At 66.2% G+C, this 15,728-nt stretch carries 14 protein-coding genes; all 14 read left to right on the top strand.

The features are described 5' to 3' along the window. Nucleotides 1–175: 175 nt before the first annotated feature. The 14 genes from mraZ to ftsA are packed head-to-tail and all read left to right on the top strand — an operon-like array spanning nt 176 to nt 15,676. Nucleotides 176–631 (top strand): division/cell wall cluster transcriptional repressor MraZ, encoded by a 456-nt coding sequence (gene mraZ / locus ACDI39_RS12095; protein WP_225789400.1) that lies wholly within the window; start codon nt 176–178, stop codon nt 629–631. Continuing rightward, the gene (rsmH, locus tag ACDI39_RS12090; protein WP_486538751.1) at nt 628–1,575 is read left to right on the top strand and encodes a 16S rRNA (cytosine(1402)-N(4))-methyltransferase RsmH; all 948 of its coding nucleotides are present in this window, start codon (nt 628–630) and stop codon (nt 1,573–1,575) included. The genes mraZ and rsmH overlap by 4 nt, the downstream gene beginning before the upstream one ends. Further along, nucleotides 1,572–1,865: a cell division protein FtsL gene (gene ftsL / locus ACDI39_RS12085; RefSeq protein WP_225789399.1), complete on the top strand. Its 294-nt coding sequence runs from the start codon at nt 1,572–1,574 to the stop codon at nt 1,863–1,865. Before rsmH ends, ftsL begins: the two co-directional genes overlap by 4 nt. Next, nucleotides 1,865–3,595 carry a peptidoglycan D,D-transpeptidase FtsI family protein gene (locus ACDI39_RS12080; protein ID WP_225789502.1) on the top strand — a complete coding sequence of 577 codons (1,731 nt, stop codon included), beginning with the start codon at nt 1,865–1,867 and terminating at the stop codon, nt 3,593–3,595. The genes ftsL and ACDI39_RS12080 overlap by 1 nt, the downstream gene beginning before the upstream one ends. Next, nucleotides 3,595–5,058 (top strand): UDP-N-acetylmuramoyl-L-alanyl-D-glutamate--2,6-diaminopimelate ligase, encoded by a 1,464-nt coding sequence (locus ACDI39_RS12075; protein ID WP_225789398.1) that lies wholly within the window; start codon nt 3,595–3,597, stop codon nt 5,056–5,058. The genes ACDI39_RS12080 and ACDI39_RS12075 overlap by 1 nt, the downstream gene beginning before the upstream one ends. Next, a complete protein-coding gene (locus tag ACDI39_RS12070) occupies nt 5,051–6,418 on the top strand; it encodes a UDP-N-acetylmuramoyl-tripeptide--D-alanyl-D-alanine ligase (RefSeq protein ID WP_253081265.1) in 1,368 nt (455 codons plus the stop codon). The genes ACDI39_RS12075 and ACDI39_RS12070 overlap by 8 nt, the downstream gene beginning before the upstream one ends. Further along, on the top strand, nt 6,418–7,500 hold the full coding sequence (mraY, locus tag ACDI39_RS12065; protein ID WP_225789396.1) for a phospho-N-acetylmuramoyl-pentapeptide-transferase: 1,083 nt from the start codon (nt 6,418–6,420) through the stop codon (nt 7,498–7,500). Before ACDI39_RS12070 ends, mraY begins: the two co-directional genes overlap by 1 nt. 6 nt (nt 7,501–7,506) lie before the next feature. Then, nucleotides 7,507–8,853, top strand: a complete 1,347-nt coding sequence (gene murD / locus ACDI39_RS12060) for a UDP-N-acetylmuramoyl-L-alanine--D-glutamate ligase (RefSeq protein WP_253081270.1) — start codon at nt 7,507–7,509, stop codon at nt 8,851–8,853. Continuing rightward, a complete protein-coding gene (gene ftsW / locus ACDI39_RS12055) occupies nt 8,850–10,064 on the top strand; it encodes a putative lipid II flippase FtsW (protein ID WP_262923514.1) in 1,215 nt (404 codons plus the stop codon). The genes murD and ftsW overlap by 4 nt, the downstream gene beginning before the upstream one ends. After that, nucleotides 10,054–11,133 carry an undecaprenyldiphospho-muramoylpentapeptide beta-N-acetylglucosaminyltransferase gene (gene murG / locus ACDI39_RS12050; protein WP_225789394.1) on the top strand — a complete coding sequence of 360 codons (1,080 nt, stop codon included), beginning with the start codon at nt 10,054–10,056 and terminating at the stop codon, nt 11,131–11,133. Before ftsW ends, murG begins: the two co-directional genes overlap by 11 nt. Beyond that, the gene (gene murC, locus ACDI39_RS12045) at nt 11,126–12,580 is read left to right on the top strand and encodes a UDP-N-acetylmuramate--L-alanine ligase (protein WP_225789393.1); all 1,455 of its coding nucleotides are present in this window, start codon (nt 11,126–11,128) and stop codon (nt 12,578–12,580) included. The genes murG and murC overlap by 8 nt, the downstream gene beginning before the upstream one ends. Next, nucleotides 12,577–13,533: a D-alanine--D-alanine ligase gene (locus ACDI39_RS12040; RefSeq protein ID WP_225789392.1), complete on the top strand. Its 957-nt coding sequence runs from the start codon at nt 12,577–12,579 to the stop codon at nt 13,531–13,533. The genes murC and ACDI39_RS12040 overlap by 4 nt, the downstream gene beginning before the upstream one ends. Nucleotides 13,534–13,538: 5 nt before the next feature. After that, nucleotides 13,539–14,408 carry a cell division protein FtsQ/DivIB gene (locus tag ACDI39_RS12035; RefSeq protein ID WP_253081264.1) on the top strand — a complete coding sequence of 290 codons (870 nt, stop codon included), beginning with the start codon at nt 13,539–13,541 and terminating at the stop codon, nt 14,406–14,408. A gap of 14 nt (nt 14,409–14,422) precedes the next feature. Further along, a complete protein-coding gene (gene ftsA / locus ACDI39_RS12030; RefSeq protein WP_225789390.1) occupies nt 14,423–15,676 on the top strand; it encodes a cell division protein FtsA in 1,254 nt (417 codons plus the stop codon). Nucleotides 15,677–15,728 lie beyond the last annotated feature (52 nt).

The raw sequence follows: 15,728 nt of genomic DNA, 5'->3' as shown, positions 1-15,728 counted from the left end.
CTGTAGTCCTTCCTCCTTCCTATGTTGAGCTAAATCGCCGTCCTGTAAGGGATTTCCTTATGAACGTGCCTTGACGGTGCAGCGGACGGATTCCTATAGTGTGCGCAAGTGGCAGAAAGTGGGATGAAGTGGGTTTTCTGACACAAAAAAGCTAACATTGTGGGGAATCGCAGCCGTGTTCCGCGGAGCCAACGCCGTCAGCCTCGATGCAAAGGGCCGACTCGCCATGCCGAGTCGGTACCGTGACGAGCTCGATTCGCGTTGTGGTGGTCAGCTGATCGTGACCATCGACGCTGTCGATCCCTGCTTGTGTGTCTACCCCCTCGATGAGTGGGAACAGATAGAAGCCAAGTTGCGCGCCTTGCCGTCGTTGCGTGAGGAAAACCGCCGCCTCCAGCGTCTGCTGATCGGTAATGCGGTAGACCTGGAGCTCGATGGCAGTGGGCGTTTCCTGGTTCCGCCACGCCTGCGCGAATACGCCAAGCTCGACAAGAAGGCGATGCTGGTGGGGCAGCTGAACAAATTCCAGCTGTGGGATGAGGATGCCTGGAACGCGGTTTCGGCAGCTGATCTTGCAGCTATTCAACAACCGGGCGCCATGCCCGACGATTTGCGTGACCTGATCCTGTGACTATAGATAGCGGCTTCAACCACATCACCGTGCTGCTCGACGAGGCTGTCGAGGCACTGGCCCTGCGCGCCGATGGTTGCTATCTGGATGGCACCTTCGGGCGAGGTGGGCACAGCCGCCTGATTCTCAGCAAGCTCGGGCCGCAAGGGCGGCTGCTGGGCTTCGACAAGGACCCACAGGCGATTGCCACGGGGCAAGCGCTGGCGGCCGAAGACGGCCGCTTTGTCGTTGTGCAGCGCAGCTTTGCCGAGATGGGCGACGAAGTGTCTGCGCGCGGCCTGCACGGCAAGGTCAGTGGCGTGCTGCTCGACCTGGGCGTGTCGTCGCCGCAACTGGACGATCCCGAGCGCGGCTTCAGCTTCCTCAATGATGGCCCGCTGGACATGCGCATGAACCCGGGCAAGGGTTTCAGTGCTGCCGAGTTCATCGCCAGCGCGCCCGAGGAGGAGATCGCCCGGGTCTTCAAGGAATATGGCGAAGAGCGCTTCGCCAAACGCATGGCCCGTGCCGTGGTACAGCGCCGGGAGCAACAGCCCTTTACCCGCACCGGCGACCTGGCCGAGGTGCTCAAGGCGGCCAACCCTGCCTGGGAAAAGGGCAAGAACCCGGCAACCCGTGCCTTCCAGGGCCTGCGCATTCACGTCAACAACGAGCTGGGCGACCTGGAGACTGGCCTTGAGGCGGCGCTCGATGCGCTGGAAGTCGGTGGCCGCCTGGTGGTGATCAGCTTCCACTCCCTGGAAGACCGCATCGTCAAGCTGTTCATGCGCAAGCTGGCCAAGGGCGAGGCAGACAGCCTGCCGCGCAACCTGCCGGTGCAGCACAAGGCCTTCGAGCCGAAGATCCGTCTGGTCGGCAAGGCGCAGTTCGCCTCCGATGCCGAACTCAAGGCCAACCCGCGCGCGCGCAGTGCCGTGATGCGGGTGGCGGAGAAGTTACGGTGAGCCGGCTGTTCGCCAAACCTTTGCCAGGCGGAAGCTTCCTGATGCTTCTGCTGTTCGCCGGTGTCCTGGTTTCGGCCATCGCGGTGTCCTACAGCGCCCACTGGAACCGCCAACTGCTCAACACCCTCTACGGTGAGCTGAACGAGCGCGACAAGGTCCAGGCCGAATGGGGGCGGTTGATCCTCGAGCAGAGCACCTGGACCGCCCATAGCCGTATCGAGAACCTGGCTACCGAGCAACTGCGCATGCGTGTGCCGGCCGCTGACGAAGTGCGGATGGTGGCACCATGATGAAGCTCGAAGGCGCACTCTACCCCTGGCGCTTCCGGGTGGTGATCGCATTGCTGGCGCTGATGGTCGGCGCCATCTGCTGGCGCATCATCGACCTGCAGGTCATCGACCGTGACTTCCTCAAGGGGCAGGGCGACGCCCGCAGCCTGCGGCATATCCCGATCCCTGCGCACCGTGGCCTGATCACCGACCGCAATGGCGAGCCCCTGGCCGTCAGTACGCCGGTCACCACCCTGTGGGCCAACCCCAAGGAAATGCAGGCCTCCAAGGAGCGCTGGGGGCAACTGGCCGCCGCCTTGGGGCAGAACGCCCAGCAGTTGAGCGAGCGCCTGACCCAGCAGGCCAACAAGGAGTTCATCTACCTGGTCCGCGGCCTGACCCCGGAGCAGGGCCAGCAAGTGCTCGACCTGAAGATCCCCGGTGTCTACGGCATGGAGGAGTTCCGCCGCTTCTACCCGGCGGGGGACGTCACCGCGCACATGGTCGGCTTCACCGACCTGGACGATCACGGGCGCGAAGGCGTGGAGCTGGCCTACGACGAATGGCTCGCCGGCGTGCCCGGCAAGCGGCAGGTGATCAAGGACCGGCGTGGCCGGCTGATCAAGGACATCCAGGTGACCAAGAACGCCAAGGCCGGGAAGACCTTGGCGTTGTCGATAGACCTGCGCCTGCAGTACCTGGCCACCCGCGAGCTGCGCAACGCCATCGCCGAACAGGACGCCAAGGCCGGCAGCCTGGTGATCATGGACGTCAAGACCGGCGAGGTCCTGGCCATGGTCAACCAGCCGACCTACAACCCGAACAACCGCCGCAGCATGTTCCCCGCCGCGATGCGCAACCGGGCGATCATCGATGTGTTCGAGCCTGGCTCGACGGTCAAGCCGATCTCCATGAGCGCGGCGTTGCAGAGTGGCCGCTGGAAGCCGACCGACAAGGTCGAGGTCTACCCCGGCAGCCTGCAGATCGGCCGCTACACCATCAAGGACGTGTCCCGTAGCGAGGGCCCGATCCTCGACCTGACCGGCATCCTGATCAACTCCAGTAACGTGGGCATGAGCAAGATCGCCTTCGACATCGGTGGCGACGCCATCTACCGGGTCATGTCGCAACTGGGCCTGGGCCAGTACACCGGCCTGGGCTTCCCTGGCGAGCGAGTCGGCAACCTGCCCAACCATCGCGAATGGCGCAAGGCCGAGACTGCCACGCTGTCCTACGGCTATGGCGTCTCGGTGACTGCCTTGCAACTGGTGCATGCCTACGCCGCCCTGGCCAACGACGGCAAGATGGTGCCGCTGTCGATCCTCAAGGTCGACAAGGCCCCGGAAGCCGTCCAGGCGATCCCGAAAGAAACCGCCGAGACCATCCAGGGCATGCTGCAGCAGGTCATCGAGGCCCCGCGTGGGGTGTTCCGCGCCCAGGTGCCGTTCTACCACGTCGGTGGCAAGTCCGGTACGGCGCGCAAGGCCACCGTCGGTGCCAAGGGCTACACGGAAAACGCCTACCGTTCGCTGTTCGCCGGCTTCGGTCCGATGAGCGACCCGCGCTACGCCATCGTCGTGGTCATCGACGAGCCGAGCAAGGGTGGTTACTTCGGCGGCCTGGTCTCGGCGCCGGTGTTCAGCAAGGTGATGTCGGGCACCCTGCGCCTGATGAACGTGCCGCCGGACAACCTGCCGCCGCCAGATACGCAGCAGGCCAGTGCAGTACCCGCCAAGGGAGGGCGTGGTTGATGACGATGCCATTGAGCAAGCTTTTCGCCCATGCCAGCCGCGATCCGCTGATCCGCGAGCTGACCCTCGACAGCCGCCAGGTGCGGCCGGGCGACCTGTTCCTGGCTGTCCCCGGCGCCAAGGTCGACGGCCGTGCGCACATCGCCGACGCGCTGGCCCGTGGCGCCGCCGCGGTGGCCTATGAAGAGCAGGGCGCAAGCGTCCTGCCGATCACCGACGTGCCGCTGATTCCGGTCAAGGGCCTGATCGGCCAGCTGTCGCAGATCGCCGGGCGCTTCTATGGCGAACCGAGCCGCCAGCTCGACCTGGTCGGCGTCACCGGCACCAACGGCAAGACCAGTGTCACCCAGCTGGTGGCCCAGGCGCTCGATGCGCTGGGCCGGCGCTGTGGGCTGATCGGTACGCTCGGCACCGGCTTTTATGGCGAGCTGCGCAGCGGCCGCCTGACCACGCCCGACCCGATCGCCGTGCAGGCGACCCTGAACGACCTGAAGAAGGGCGGCGCCAAGGCCGTGGCCATGGAGGTGTCGTCCCATGCCCTGGAGCAGGGCCGGGTGGCCGCCCTGGCCTTCGATATCGCCGTGATGACCAACCTGTCCCGCGACCACCTGGACTACCACGGCAGCATGGAGGCCTACGAGGCCGCCAAGGCCCGGCTGTTCGCCTGGCCGAACCTGCAGTGCCGGGTGGTCAACCTGGACGATGACTTCGGTCGTCGCCTGGCCATGGTCCACGCCGAGTCGCGGCTGATCAGCTACAGCTTGCAGGACCCGGCGGCGACGCTGTTCTGCAAACAGGCGAGTTTCGACGACGACGGCGTGCGTGCCGTGATCGTCACCCCGCAAGGCGAGCATGCCCTGCGCAGCTGCCTGCTCGGGCGCTTCAACCTGAGCAATATGCTCGCCGCCGTGGCGACCCTGCTGGCCCTGGACTATCCGCTGGACGAGATTCTCAAGGTCACCCCGCGACTGCAGGGGCCGGTCGGTCGCATGCAGCGCCTGGGCGGCGGCGACAAGCCGCTGGTGGTGGTCGACTACGCACACACGCCCGATGCCCTGGAGAAGGTCCTCGAAGCCTTGCGCCCGCATGCCCATGGCCGCCTGCTGTGCCTGTTCGGTTGCGGCGGCGACCGTGACCGTGGCAAGCGCCCGCTGATGGCCCAGGTGGCCGAGCGCCTGGCCGACCGCGTGCTGGTCACCGACGACAATCCGCGTAGCGAAGATCCGCAGCGTATTTTCGACGATATTCGCCCCGGTTTCGCCAAGCCTGTCGATGTCGAGTTCGTCGCCGGCCGTGGCGAGGCCATCGCGCACCTGATCGCCACCGCTGCCGCCGACGACGTGATCGTTCTGGCCGGCAAGGGGCACGAGGATTACCAGGAGATCAACGGCCAGCGCCTTGACTTCTCCGACTTGGTCGAAGCCGAGAAGGCACTTGCAGCCTGGGAGGCTCCGCATGCTTAAGCCCATGACACTCAGCCAATTGAGCGCACCGCTCGCCGCACGGGTGGTTGGCGACGATGCCCGCTTCGACGGCGTCAGCATCGACAGCCGCACGGTGGCTGCCGGGCAGTTGTTCGTCGCCCTGGCCGGCCCGCGTTTCGACGGCCATGACTACCTGGCCGACGTCAAGGCCAAGGGCGCCGTGGCCGCCCTGGTGGAGCGTGAGATCGCCGATGTCGAGCTGCCGCAACTGCTGGTCGCCGATAGCCGCCTGGCCCTGGGCCAGCTCGGTGCCTTGAATCGCGCCGCGTTCGACAAGCCGGTCGTTGCCATCACCGGCTCCAGCGGCAAGACCACCGTCAAAGAGATGCTCGCCTGCATTTTGCGCACCCGAGGCCCGGTGCTGGCCACCCGTGGCAACCTCAACAACGATCTCGGCGCACCGCTGACCCTGCTGGAAATCGCCCCCGAGCACAGTGCCGCGGTGATCGAGCTGGGCGCCTCGCGCATCGGCGAGATCCGCTACACCGTCGGCTTGACCCGCCCTGAAGTGGTCATCATCAACAACGCCGGGACCGCCCACGTCGGCGAGTTCGGCGGCCCGGAAAAAATCGTCGAGGCCAAGGGCGAGATCCTCGAAGGCCTGGGCGAGGGCGGCACGGCCATCCTCAACCTGGACGACAAGGCCTTTGGCACTTGGCACGTGCGTGCGGGTGCCCATCGGGTCCTGAGTTTCGCCCTGGCCAATCCGCAGGCCGACTTCCACGCCAGCGACATCGGTCGCGATGCCCGTGGTTGCCCATCCTTCACCCTGCACGGGCCGCAAGGCTCGGTCGCGGTGCAACTGAACCTGCTGGGCACCCACAACGTCAGCAATGCCCTGGCTGGCGCCGCTGCCGCCCATGCCCTGGGTGTGAGCCTTGCCGGTATCGCGGCCGGGCTGGGCGCGGTCCAGCCGGTCAAGGGGCGTAGCGTGGCGCAAATCGCGCCCAACGGCGTCAGGGTGATCGACGACAGCTACAACGCAAATCCCACCTCGATGTGCGCCGCCATTGATATACTCGCCGGCTTTTCCGGGCGGACCGTCCTGGTGCTCGGGGATATCGGCGAACTGGGGCAATGGGCGCAGGAAGGCCACCGCCAGGTGGGCGACTACGCGCGCGGCAAGGTCGACGCCCTGTACGCGGTGGGTACCAACATGGCCCATGCGGTCAAGGCGTTCGGCGCCAATGGCCGTCATTTCGCTACTCAGGCTGAGCTGATCGACGCTGTTCGCGGCGAGCATGCCAGCAACACCACTATCTTGATCAAGGGCTCGCGCAGCGCTGCGATGGAAAACGTCGTGGCGGCCTTGTGCGGTGCCAGCGGGGAGAAACATTAATGCTGCTGCTGTTGGCCGAGTATCTGCAACAGTTCCACAAGGGCTTCGCGGTCTTCCAGTACCTGTCCCTGCGCGGGATCCTGGGCGTACTGACCGCGTTGTCCCTGGCGCTGTGGCTGGGGCCGTGGATGATCCGTACCCTGCAGATCCGCCAGATTGGCCAGGCCGTGCGTAACGACGGCCCGCAATCGCACCTGTCCAAGTCGGGCACCCCCACCATGGGCGGCGCCCTGATCCTGTCGGCCATCGGCATCAGCACCCTGCTGTGGGCCGACCTGTCCAACCGTTATGTCTGGGTCGTGCTGGTGGTGACCATGCTGTTCGGCGCCATCGGCTGGGTCGACGACTACCGCAAGGTGATCGAGAAGAACTCCCGTGGCCTGCCGAGCCGCTGGAAGTATTTCTGGCAGTCGGTGTTCGGCCTGGGCGCCGCGGTGTTCCTCTACATGACCGCCCCGACCAGCGTCGAGACCACCCTGATCGTGCCGTTCCTCAAGGATGTCACCATCCCCCTGGGCATCGGCTTCGTCGTGCTGACCTATTTCGTCATCGTCGGCTCGAGCAACGCGGTCAACCTCACCGATGGCCTCGATGGCCTGGCGATCATGCCGACAGTGATGGTCGGCGGCGCCCTGGGCATCTTCTGCTACCTGTCGGGCAACGTGAAATTCGCCGAATACCTGCTGATCCCGTACGTGCCGGGCTCGGGCGAGCTGATCGTGTTCTGCGGCGCGCTGATCGGCGCGGGCCTGGGCTTCTTGTGGTTCAACACCTACCCGGCCCAGGTGTTCATGGGCGACGTCGGCGCCCTGGCGCTGGGCGCTGCGCTGGGCACCATCGCGGTGATCGTCCGCCAGGAGATCGTCCTGTTCATCATGGGCGGGGTGTTCGTCATGGAAACCCTGTCGGTGGTGATCCAGGTCGCTTCGTTCAAGTTGACCGGCAAGCGCGTGTTCCGCATGGCACCGATCCACCACCACTTTGAACTCAAGGGTTGGCCCGAGCCACGGGTGATCGTCCGTTTCTGGATCATCACCGTGATTCTGGTGCTGATCGGCCTTGCCACCCTGAAACTGAGGTAGATGAGCGTGTCACTGATCGCTTCCGACCAATTCCGCATCGTTGTCGGCCTCGGCAAGAGCGGCATGTCCCTGGTTCGCTTCCTGGCGAACCGGGGCATCGCCTTTGCGGTCGCCGACACCCGCGAGCAGCCGCCGGAACTGGATACCCTGCGCCGCGAGTACCCGCAGGTGGAAGTGCGCTGTGGCGAACTGGACGTAGACTTCCTGTGCCGCGCCAACGAGTTGTACGTCAGCCCCGGCCTGGCCCTGGCCACACCGGCGCTGCAGCAGGCCGCGGCGCGTGGCGTGCGCCTGTCCGGCGACATCGAACTGTTCGCCCGGTATGCCAAGGCGCCGATCGTGGCCATCAGCGGCTCCAACGCCAAGAGCACCGTGACCACCCTGGTCGGCGAGATGGCCGCCAAGGCTGGCAAACGTGTGGCAGTGGGCGGCAACCTCGGCACGCCGGCGCTCGATCTGCTCGACGACGCCGTGGAGCTGTACGTCCTGGAGTTGTCCAGCTTCCAGCTGGAGACCACCGAGCAGCTCAATGCCGAAGTGGCCACCGTGCTCAACATCAGCGAAGACCACATGGACCGCTACAGCGGCCTGCCGGCCTACCACCTGGCCAAGCACCGGATCTTTCGCGGTGCCCGCCAGGTGGTGGTGAACCGCCAGGACGCCCTGAGCCGGCCGCTGCCGGTCGAAGGCCGGCCCTGCTGGACCTTCGGCCTCAACGTGCCGGACTTCAAGGCCTTCGGTCTGCGCGAAGTGGACGGTGAAAAACACCTGGCCTTCGAGTTCCAGGCCCTGATGCCGGTGCGCGAGCTGAAGATCCGGGGTGCCCACAACCAGAGCAATGCCCTGGCCGCGCTGGCCCTGGGCCATGCGGTGGGCCTGCCGTTCGCACCGATGCTCGAGGCCCTGCGCGAATTCGCCGGGCTCGCCCACCGTTGCCAATGGGTGCGCGAGCGCAACGGGGTGAACTGGTACGACGATTCCAAGGCCACCAACGTCGGTGCCGCCCTGGCCGCCATCGAGGGCCTGGGCGCGGATATCGACGGCAAGCTGGTGCTGATCGCCGGCGGTGACGGCAAGGGGGCCGATTTCTCCGCTTTGCGCGAGCCGGTGGCGCGCTACTGCCGCGCCGTGGTCCTGCTCGGCCGCGATGCCGAGCGCCTGGCCGAGTCGCTCGGCGAGGGTGTGCGGCAGGTCAGGGTCAAGACCCTGGACGAGGCCGTGCAGCGCTGCGCCGAACTGGCCCAGCCCGGCGATGCCGTGCTGTTGTCGCCGGCCTGCGCCAGCCTCGACATGTTCCGCAACTTCGAAGAACGCGGGCGTCTGTTCGCCCAGGCGGCAGGAGGGCTGGCATGATCTTCGGCATCATCAAGCCCTATCCGTCGCCGCTGATCAGCGGCCGAGGCATCGACCTGGACTTCCCGTTCCTCGCCGGCTGCCTGGCGCTGCTCGGCTTGGGCCTGGTGATGATCACCTCGGCCTCCTCGGAAGTCGCCGCGGTGCAGTCGGGCAACCCGCTGTACCACATGTTCCGCCACCTGGTGTACGTGGCCCTGGGCCTGATCGCCTGCGGGGCGACCATGATGGTGCCGATCGCCACTTGGCAGCGCATGGGCTTCATGATGCTGCTGGGCGCCTTCGGCCTGCTGGTGCTGGTGCTGGTGCCCGGCATCGGTCGCGAAGTGAACGGCTCCATGCGTTGGATCGGCTTCAGCTTCTTCAACGTCCAGCCCTCGGAGATCGCCAAGGTCTTCGTGGTCATCTACCTGGCCGGCTACCTGGTGCGCCGCCAGCAAGAGGTGCGCGAAAGCTGGATGGGCTTCTTCAAGCCGTTTATCGTGCTGCTGCCGATGGCCGGCCTGCTGCTGATGGAGCCGGACTTCGGCGCCACCGTGGTGATGATGGGCGCCGCGGCGGCCATGCTGTTCCTCGGCGGGGTGGGGTTGTTCCGCTTCAGCCTGATGGTGGCGCTGGCGGTGGTGGCGGTGTTCATCCTGGTGCAGGCGCAGCCCTACCGGATGGCGCGCCTGATCACCTTCACCGACCCCTGGGCCGACCAGTTCGGTTCCGGCTACCAGCTGACCCAGGCGCTGATCGCCTTCGGTCGTGGCGAGTGGCTGGGCGTGGGCCTGGGCAACAGCGTGCAGAAGCAGTTCTACCTGCCCGAGGCGCACACCGACTTCGTGTTCTCGGTCCTGGCCGAGGAGCTGGGTGTGCTCGGCTCGCTGTGCACCGTGGCGCTGTTCGTCTTCGTCACCGTGCGCGCCCTGTACATCGGTCTGTGGGCCGAGAAAGCCAAGCAATTCTTCGCCGCCTACATGGCCTTCGGCCTGGCCTTCCTGTGGATAGGCCAGTTCCTCATCAACATCGGGGTGAATGTCGGCCTGCTGCCGACCAAGGGCCTGACCCTGCCGTTCCTCAGCTATGGCGGCAGCTCGTTGGTCATCTGCTGTGCCTGCGTGGGGCTGTTGCTGCGTATCGAATGGGAGAGCCGCACGCACCTGGGCAGCGAGGAGCACGAATTCAAGGAAAGCGATTTTGCCGAGGAGACCTACCATGGCCGCTGACGGCAAGAACGTCCTGATCATGGCGGGCGGCACCGGGGGCCACGTGTTCCCGGCCCTGGCCTGCGCCCGCGAATTCCAGGCCCGTGGCTACAACGTGCACTGGTTGGGCACCCCGCGCGGCATCGAGAACGAACTGGTGCCCCAGGCCGGCCTGCCCTTGCACCTGATCCAGGTCAGCGGGCTGCGTGGCAAGAGCAAGCTGTCGCTGCTCAAGGCACCATTCACCCTGGTCAAGGCGGTGCTGCAGGCGCGGCGCATCATTGGCCAGCTGAAGCCGGCCTGCGTGCTGGGCTTCGGCGGCTACGTGACCGGCCCTGGTGGCGTGGCCGCGCGGCTGTGCGGCGTGCCGCTGGTGATCCACGAGCAGAATGCTCGTGCCGGTACCGCCAATCGGCTGCTGGTGCCCCTCTCGGCGCGCGTCTGCGAAGCTTTCCCTGACACCTTCGCGGCCAGCGCCAAGCGCCGTACCACCGGCAATCCGGTGCGCCCTGAGCTGTTCCTGGAGGCGTCGCGCTCGCCCCTGGCCGAGCGGCGTGCGCGGCTGTTGGTGCTCGGCGGCAGCCTGGGTGCGGAACCATTGAATAAATTGCTGCCTAAGGCCCTGTCGGAAGTGTCAGCGGACCTGCGCCCGGAGGTGTTCCACCAGGCCGGCAAGCAGCATGCGTCGATCACCGCCGAGCGTTATCGCGAAGCGGGCGTCGAGGCTCAGGTAGAGCCCTTCATCAAGGACATGGCCCAGGCCTATGGCTGGGCCGACATGGTGGTGTGCCGGGCCGGCGCCCTGACCGTCAGCGAACTCGCGGCGGCAGGCCTGCCCTCGATGCTGGTGCCCTTGCCCCACGCCATCGACGACCACCAGACCCACAACGCCCAATACCTGGCTCGCGAAGGTGCCGCCTTCCTGATGCCACAAGCGACAACTGGCGCAGCGCAGCTCGCTGAACGCCTGAACGAGGTGCTGATGCAACCCGAGAAACTCAACACCATGGCCAGCACCGCACGGCGGCTGGCCAAACCTGCCGCAACCAGCACCGTGGTCGATATCTGCCTGGAGGTGGCCCATGGTTGAAAGCCAGAAAGCCATGCCTCAGCCGAAGATGGGCCGTATCCGCCGCATCCACTTCGTCGGTATCGGCGGCGTGGGCATGTGCGGCATCGCCGAGGTGCTGCTGAACCTGGGTTACCAGGTGTCCGGCTCTGACCTCAAGGCCTCGCCGGTCACCGAGCGGCTGGAGTCGTTCGGCGCCGAGATCTTCGTCGGCCATCGCGCCGAGAACGCCGCCAACGCCGATGTGCTGGTGGTCTCCAGTGCCATCAACCCGGCCAACCCGGAAGTCGCCACCGCCCTGGAGCGGCGCATCCCCGTGGTGCCGCGTGCCGAGATGCTCGCTGAGCTGATGCGCTACCGTCACGGTGTCGCCGTGGCCGGTACCCACGGCAAGACCACCACCACCAGCCTGCTGGCCTCGGTGTTCGCCGCCGGTGGCCTGGACCCGACCTTCGTCATCGGCGGACGCCTGACCGCGGCTGGCACCAACGCCCAGCTCGGCACCAGCCGCTACCTGATCGCCGAAGCCGACGAGAGCGATGCCAGCTTCCTGCACCTGCAGCCGATGGTCGCCGTGGTCACCAACATCGACGCCGACCACATGGCCACCTACGAAGGCGACTTCAACAAGCTGAAGAAGACCTTCGTCGAGTTCCTGCACAACCTGCCGTTCTACGGCCTGGCGGTGATGTGCCTGGACGACCCGGTGGTGCGCGAGATCCTGCCGCAGGTCAAGCGCCCGACCGTCACCTACGGTTTCAGCGACGAGGCCGACGTGCGCGCCATCAACGTGCGCCAGCAGGGCATGCAGACCCACTTCACCGTGCTGCGCCGTGATCGCGAGCCGCTGGATGTCTCGGTCAACATGCCGGGCAACCACAATGTGCTCAACGCCCTGGCCACCATCGCCATCGCCACCGACGAGGGCATCAGCGACGAGGCCATCGTCCAGGGCCTGTCGGGCTTCCAGGGCGTGGGTCGACGCTTCCAGGTATACGGCGAGCTGCCGGTCGAGGACGGCAGCGTGATGCTGGTGGACGACTACGGCCACCACCCGACCGAAGTGGCCGCGGTGATCAAGGCCGTGCGCGGCGGCTGGCCGAGCCGGCGCCTGGTGATGGTCTACCAGCCGCACCGCTACAGCCGTACCCGCGACCTGTACGACGATTTCGTGCAGGTGCTGGCCGACGCCAACGTACTGCTGCTGATGGAGGTGTACCCGGCCGGCGAGGAGCCGATCCCCGGGGCCGACAGCCGCCAGCTGTGCCACAGCATCCGCCAGCGCGGCCAACTGGACCCGATCTACATCGAACGCGGCGTCGACCTGGCGCCGCTGGTCAAGCCATTGCTGCGCGCCGGCGACATCCTGCTCTGCCAGGGTGCCGGTGACATCGGTGGCCTGGCCCCGCAACTGATGAAAAGCCCGCTGTTCGCCGGCACCGTCACCCGCCAGGAGAAGTCGAAATGACCCGTGCCTACGACAAGCTGCATTCGACCATGGACGTGAAGGCCTTCGGTCGCGTCGCCGTGCTCTACGGCGGCAAGAGCGCCGAGCGTGAGGTTTCCCTCAAGTCCGGCACCGCGGTGCTGCAGGCGCTGACCAGTGCCGGTGTCGACGTGGTCGGCATCGATGTGGGCGACGACCTGCTCGCGCGCCTGCAGAGCGAGAAGATCGACCGCGCCTTCATCATCCTCCACGGCCGTGGTGGCGAAGACGGCAGCATGCAGGGCCTGCTTGAGTGCCTGGACATCCCCTACACCGGCAGCGGCATCCTGGCCTCGGCCCTGGCCATGGACAAGCTGCGCACCAAGCAGGTGTGGCAAAGCCTGGGCATCCCGACGCCACGCCACGCCGTGCTGGCCAATGAAAACGACTGTGTCGCCGCGGGCACGGAACTGGGCTTCCCGTTGATCGTCAAACCCGCCCATGAAGGTTCCAGTATCGGCATGGCCAAGGTGAACAGCGTGGAAGAGCTGGTCGCTGCCTGGAGGGATGCCGCCCAATACGATTCCCAGGTCCTGGTCGAGCAATGGATCCACGGCCCGGAATTCACCGTCGCCGTGCTGCGTGGCCAGGTATTGCCGCCGATCGCCCTGGGCACGCCGCACGTGTTCTACGACTACGACGCCAAGTACCTGGCCAACGATACCCAGTACCGCATCCCGTGCGGCCTGGACAGCGCCAAGGAACAGGAACTGATCGAACTGACCGCGCGCGCCTGCGATGCCATCGGCATCGAAGGCTGGGGCCGGCTGGACGTGATGCAGGACGAGCAGGGTCGCTTCTGGCTGCTCGAGGTCAACACCGCACCGGGCATGACCGACCATAGCCTGGTGCCGATGGCTGCCCGCGCGGCCGGCCTGGACTTCCAGCAACTGGTGCTGGCGATCCTGGCCGACAGCGTCGAGACGCGAGGTTAACCGCCATGCAAGGCGCGATGTTCCGTCATCAGCAACCCGCCACCGGCCGTAGCAAGCCGGTGCCGCGCGGTGCCAGCCGACTGGTGGCCAAGGAGCCAATGTCGGCGCGCCTGCCCAAGGCCAACTTCAGCGCGCTCAAGCGCCTGCTCTGGCCGGTACTGCTGGTGGCCGCCGGCTTCGGCGCCTACGAAGGCGCGTTGCGCCTGATGCCGTACGCCGACCGGCCGATCACCCGGATCGCCGTGCAGGGCGACCTGAGCTACATCAGCCAGCAGGCGGTGCAGCAACGGATCGCGCCCTATGTGGCGGCGAGCTTCTTCAGCGTGGATCTGACGGCCATGCGCCTGGAGCTCGAGCAGATGCCCTGGATCGCCCACGCCGAGGTTCGCCGGGTCTGGCCGGACGAGGTGGTGATCCGCCTGGAAGAACAGTTGCCGGTGGCGCGCTGGGGGGATGAAGCCCTGCTCAACAACCAGGGCCAGGCCTTCACCCCGCGCGAACTGGCCAACTATGAGCACCTGCCGCAGCTGTTCGGGCCGCAGCGTGCCCAGCAAAAAGTCATGCAGCAATATCAGGTATTGAGCCAGATGCTGCGCCCCCTGGGGTTTTCCATCGCTCGCCTGGAGCTGCGCGAGCGGGGCAGTTGGTTCCTCACCACCGGCGCAGGCAGCGCCGGCCCGGGGATCGAGCTGTTGTTGGGGCGTGATCACCTGGTGGAGAAGATGCGCCGTTTCATTGCCATTTACGACAAGACACTCAAAGAGCAGATCACCAACATCGCCCGCATCGATCTGCGGTACGCCAACGGGTTGGCCGTTGGCTGGCGGGAACCGATTGCACCGACGACGGCCCAACCCGCCGTTGCGAAGAATTAGAGAGAGGCAGGACCATGGCAAACGCGCATAGCGGCAAAATGATCGTCGGGCTGGACATCGGCACCTCCAAGGTGGTGGCGCTGGTGGGCGAAGTGGCCGATGACGGCACCCTGGAGATCGTGGGGATCGGCACCCATCCGTCCCGCGGCCTGAAGAAGGGCGTGGTGGTGAACATCGAGTCGACCGTGCAGTCGATCCAGCGCGCGGTGGAAGAGGCGCAGCTGATGGCTGGCTGCCGCATCCACTCGGCGTTCGTCGGCGTGGCCGGCAACCATATCCGCAGCCTGAACTCCCACGGCATCGTCGCCATCCGCGACCGCGAGGTCAGCACCGCCGACCTCGAGCGCGTGCTCGACGCCGCCCAGGCCGTGGCGATCCCGGCCGACCAGCGGGTCCTGCACACCCTGCCGCAGGACTACGTGATCGACAACCAGGAAGGCGTGCGCGAGCCGCTTGGCATGTCCGGCGTGCGCCTGGAGGCCAAGGTCCACGTGGTCACCTGCGCGGTCAACGCGGCGCAGAACATCGAGAAGTGCGTGCGCCGTTGCGGCCTGGAAATCGATGACATCATCCTCGAGCAACTGGCTTCGGCCTACTCGGTGCTGACCGACGACGAGAAGGAACTGGGCGTGTGCCTGGTGGACATCGGTGGCGGCACCACCGACATCGCCATCTTCACCGAAGGCGCGATCCGCCACACCGCGGTGATCCCGATCGCCGGCGACCAGGTGACCAACGACATCGCCATGGCCCTGCGCACGCCGACCCAGTACGCCGAGGAAATCAAGATCCGCTACGCCTGTGCCCTGGCCAAACTGGCTGGCGCAGGCGAGACCATCAAGGTGCCGAGCGTGGGCGATCGCCCGCCGCGCGAGCTGTCGCGCCAGGCCCTGGCCGAGGTGGTGGAGCCCCGTTACGACGAGCTCTTCACCCTGATCCAGGCCGAGCTGCGTCGCAGCGGCTACGAGGACCTGGTGCCCGCCGGCATCGTCCTCACCGGCGGCACCGCGAAGATGGAAGGCGCCGTGGAACTGGCCGAGGAAATCTTCCACATGCCGGTACGCCTGGGCGTACCGCACAGCGTTCGGGGGCTGAGCGACGTGGTGCGCAACCCGATCTATTCCACCGGCGTGGGCCTGCTTACCTATGGCCTGCAGAAGCAGACCGAGGACCTGCCCCTGACCGGCAACAGCAGCAACAGCTATGGCGAGGAACCGAAGGCTCCGGTGCTTGAGCGATTCAAGCGTTGGGTCCAGGGCAATTTCTAAGTTTCAGAGCAGTAGTGGTAGGCGCAAAACTAGAGAACTGTAAGGAGAGGGA

Source organism: Pseudomonas sp. Tun-23181, from assembly GCF_057415455.1.
This window is presented reverse-complemented; position numbering and strand designations above follow the sequence as displayed.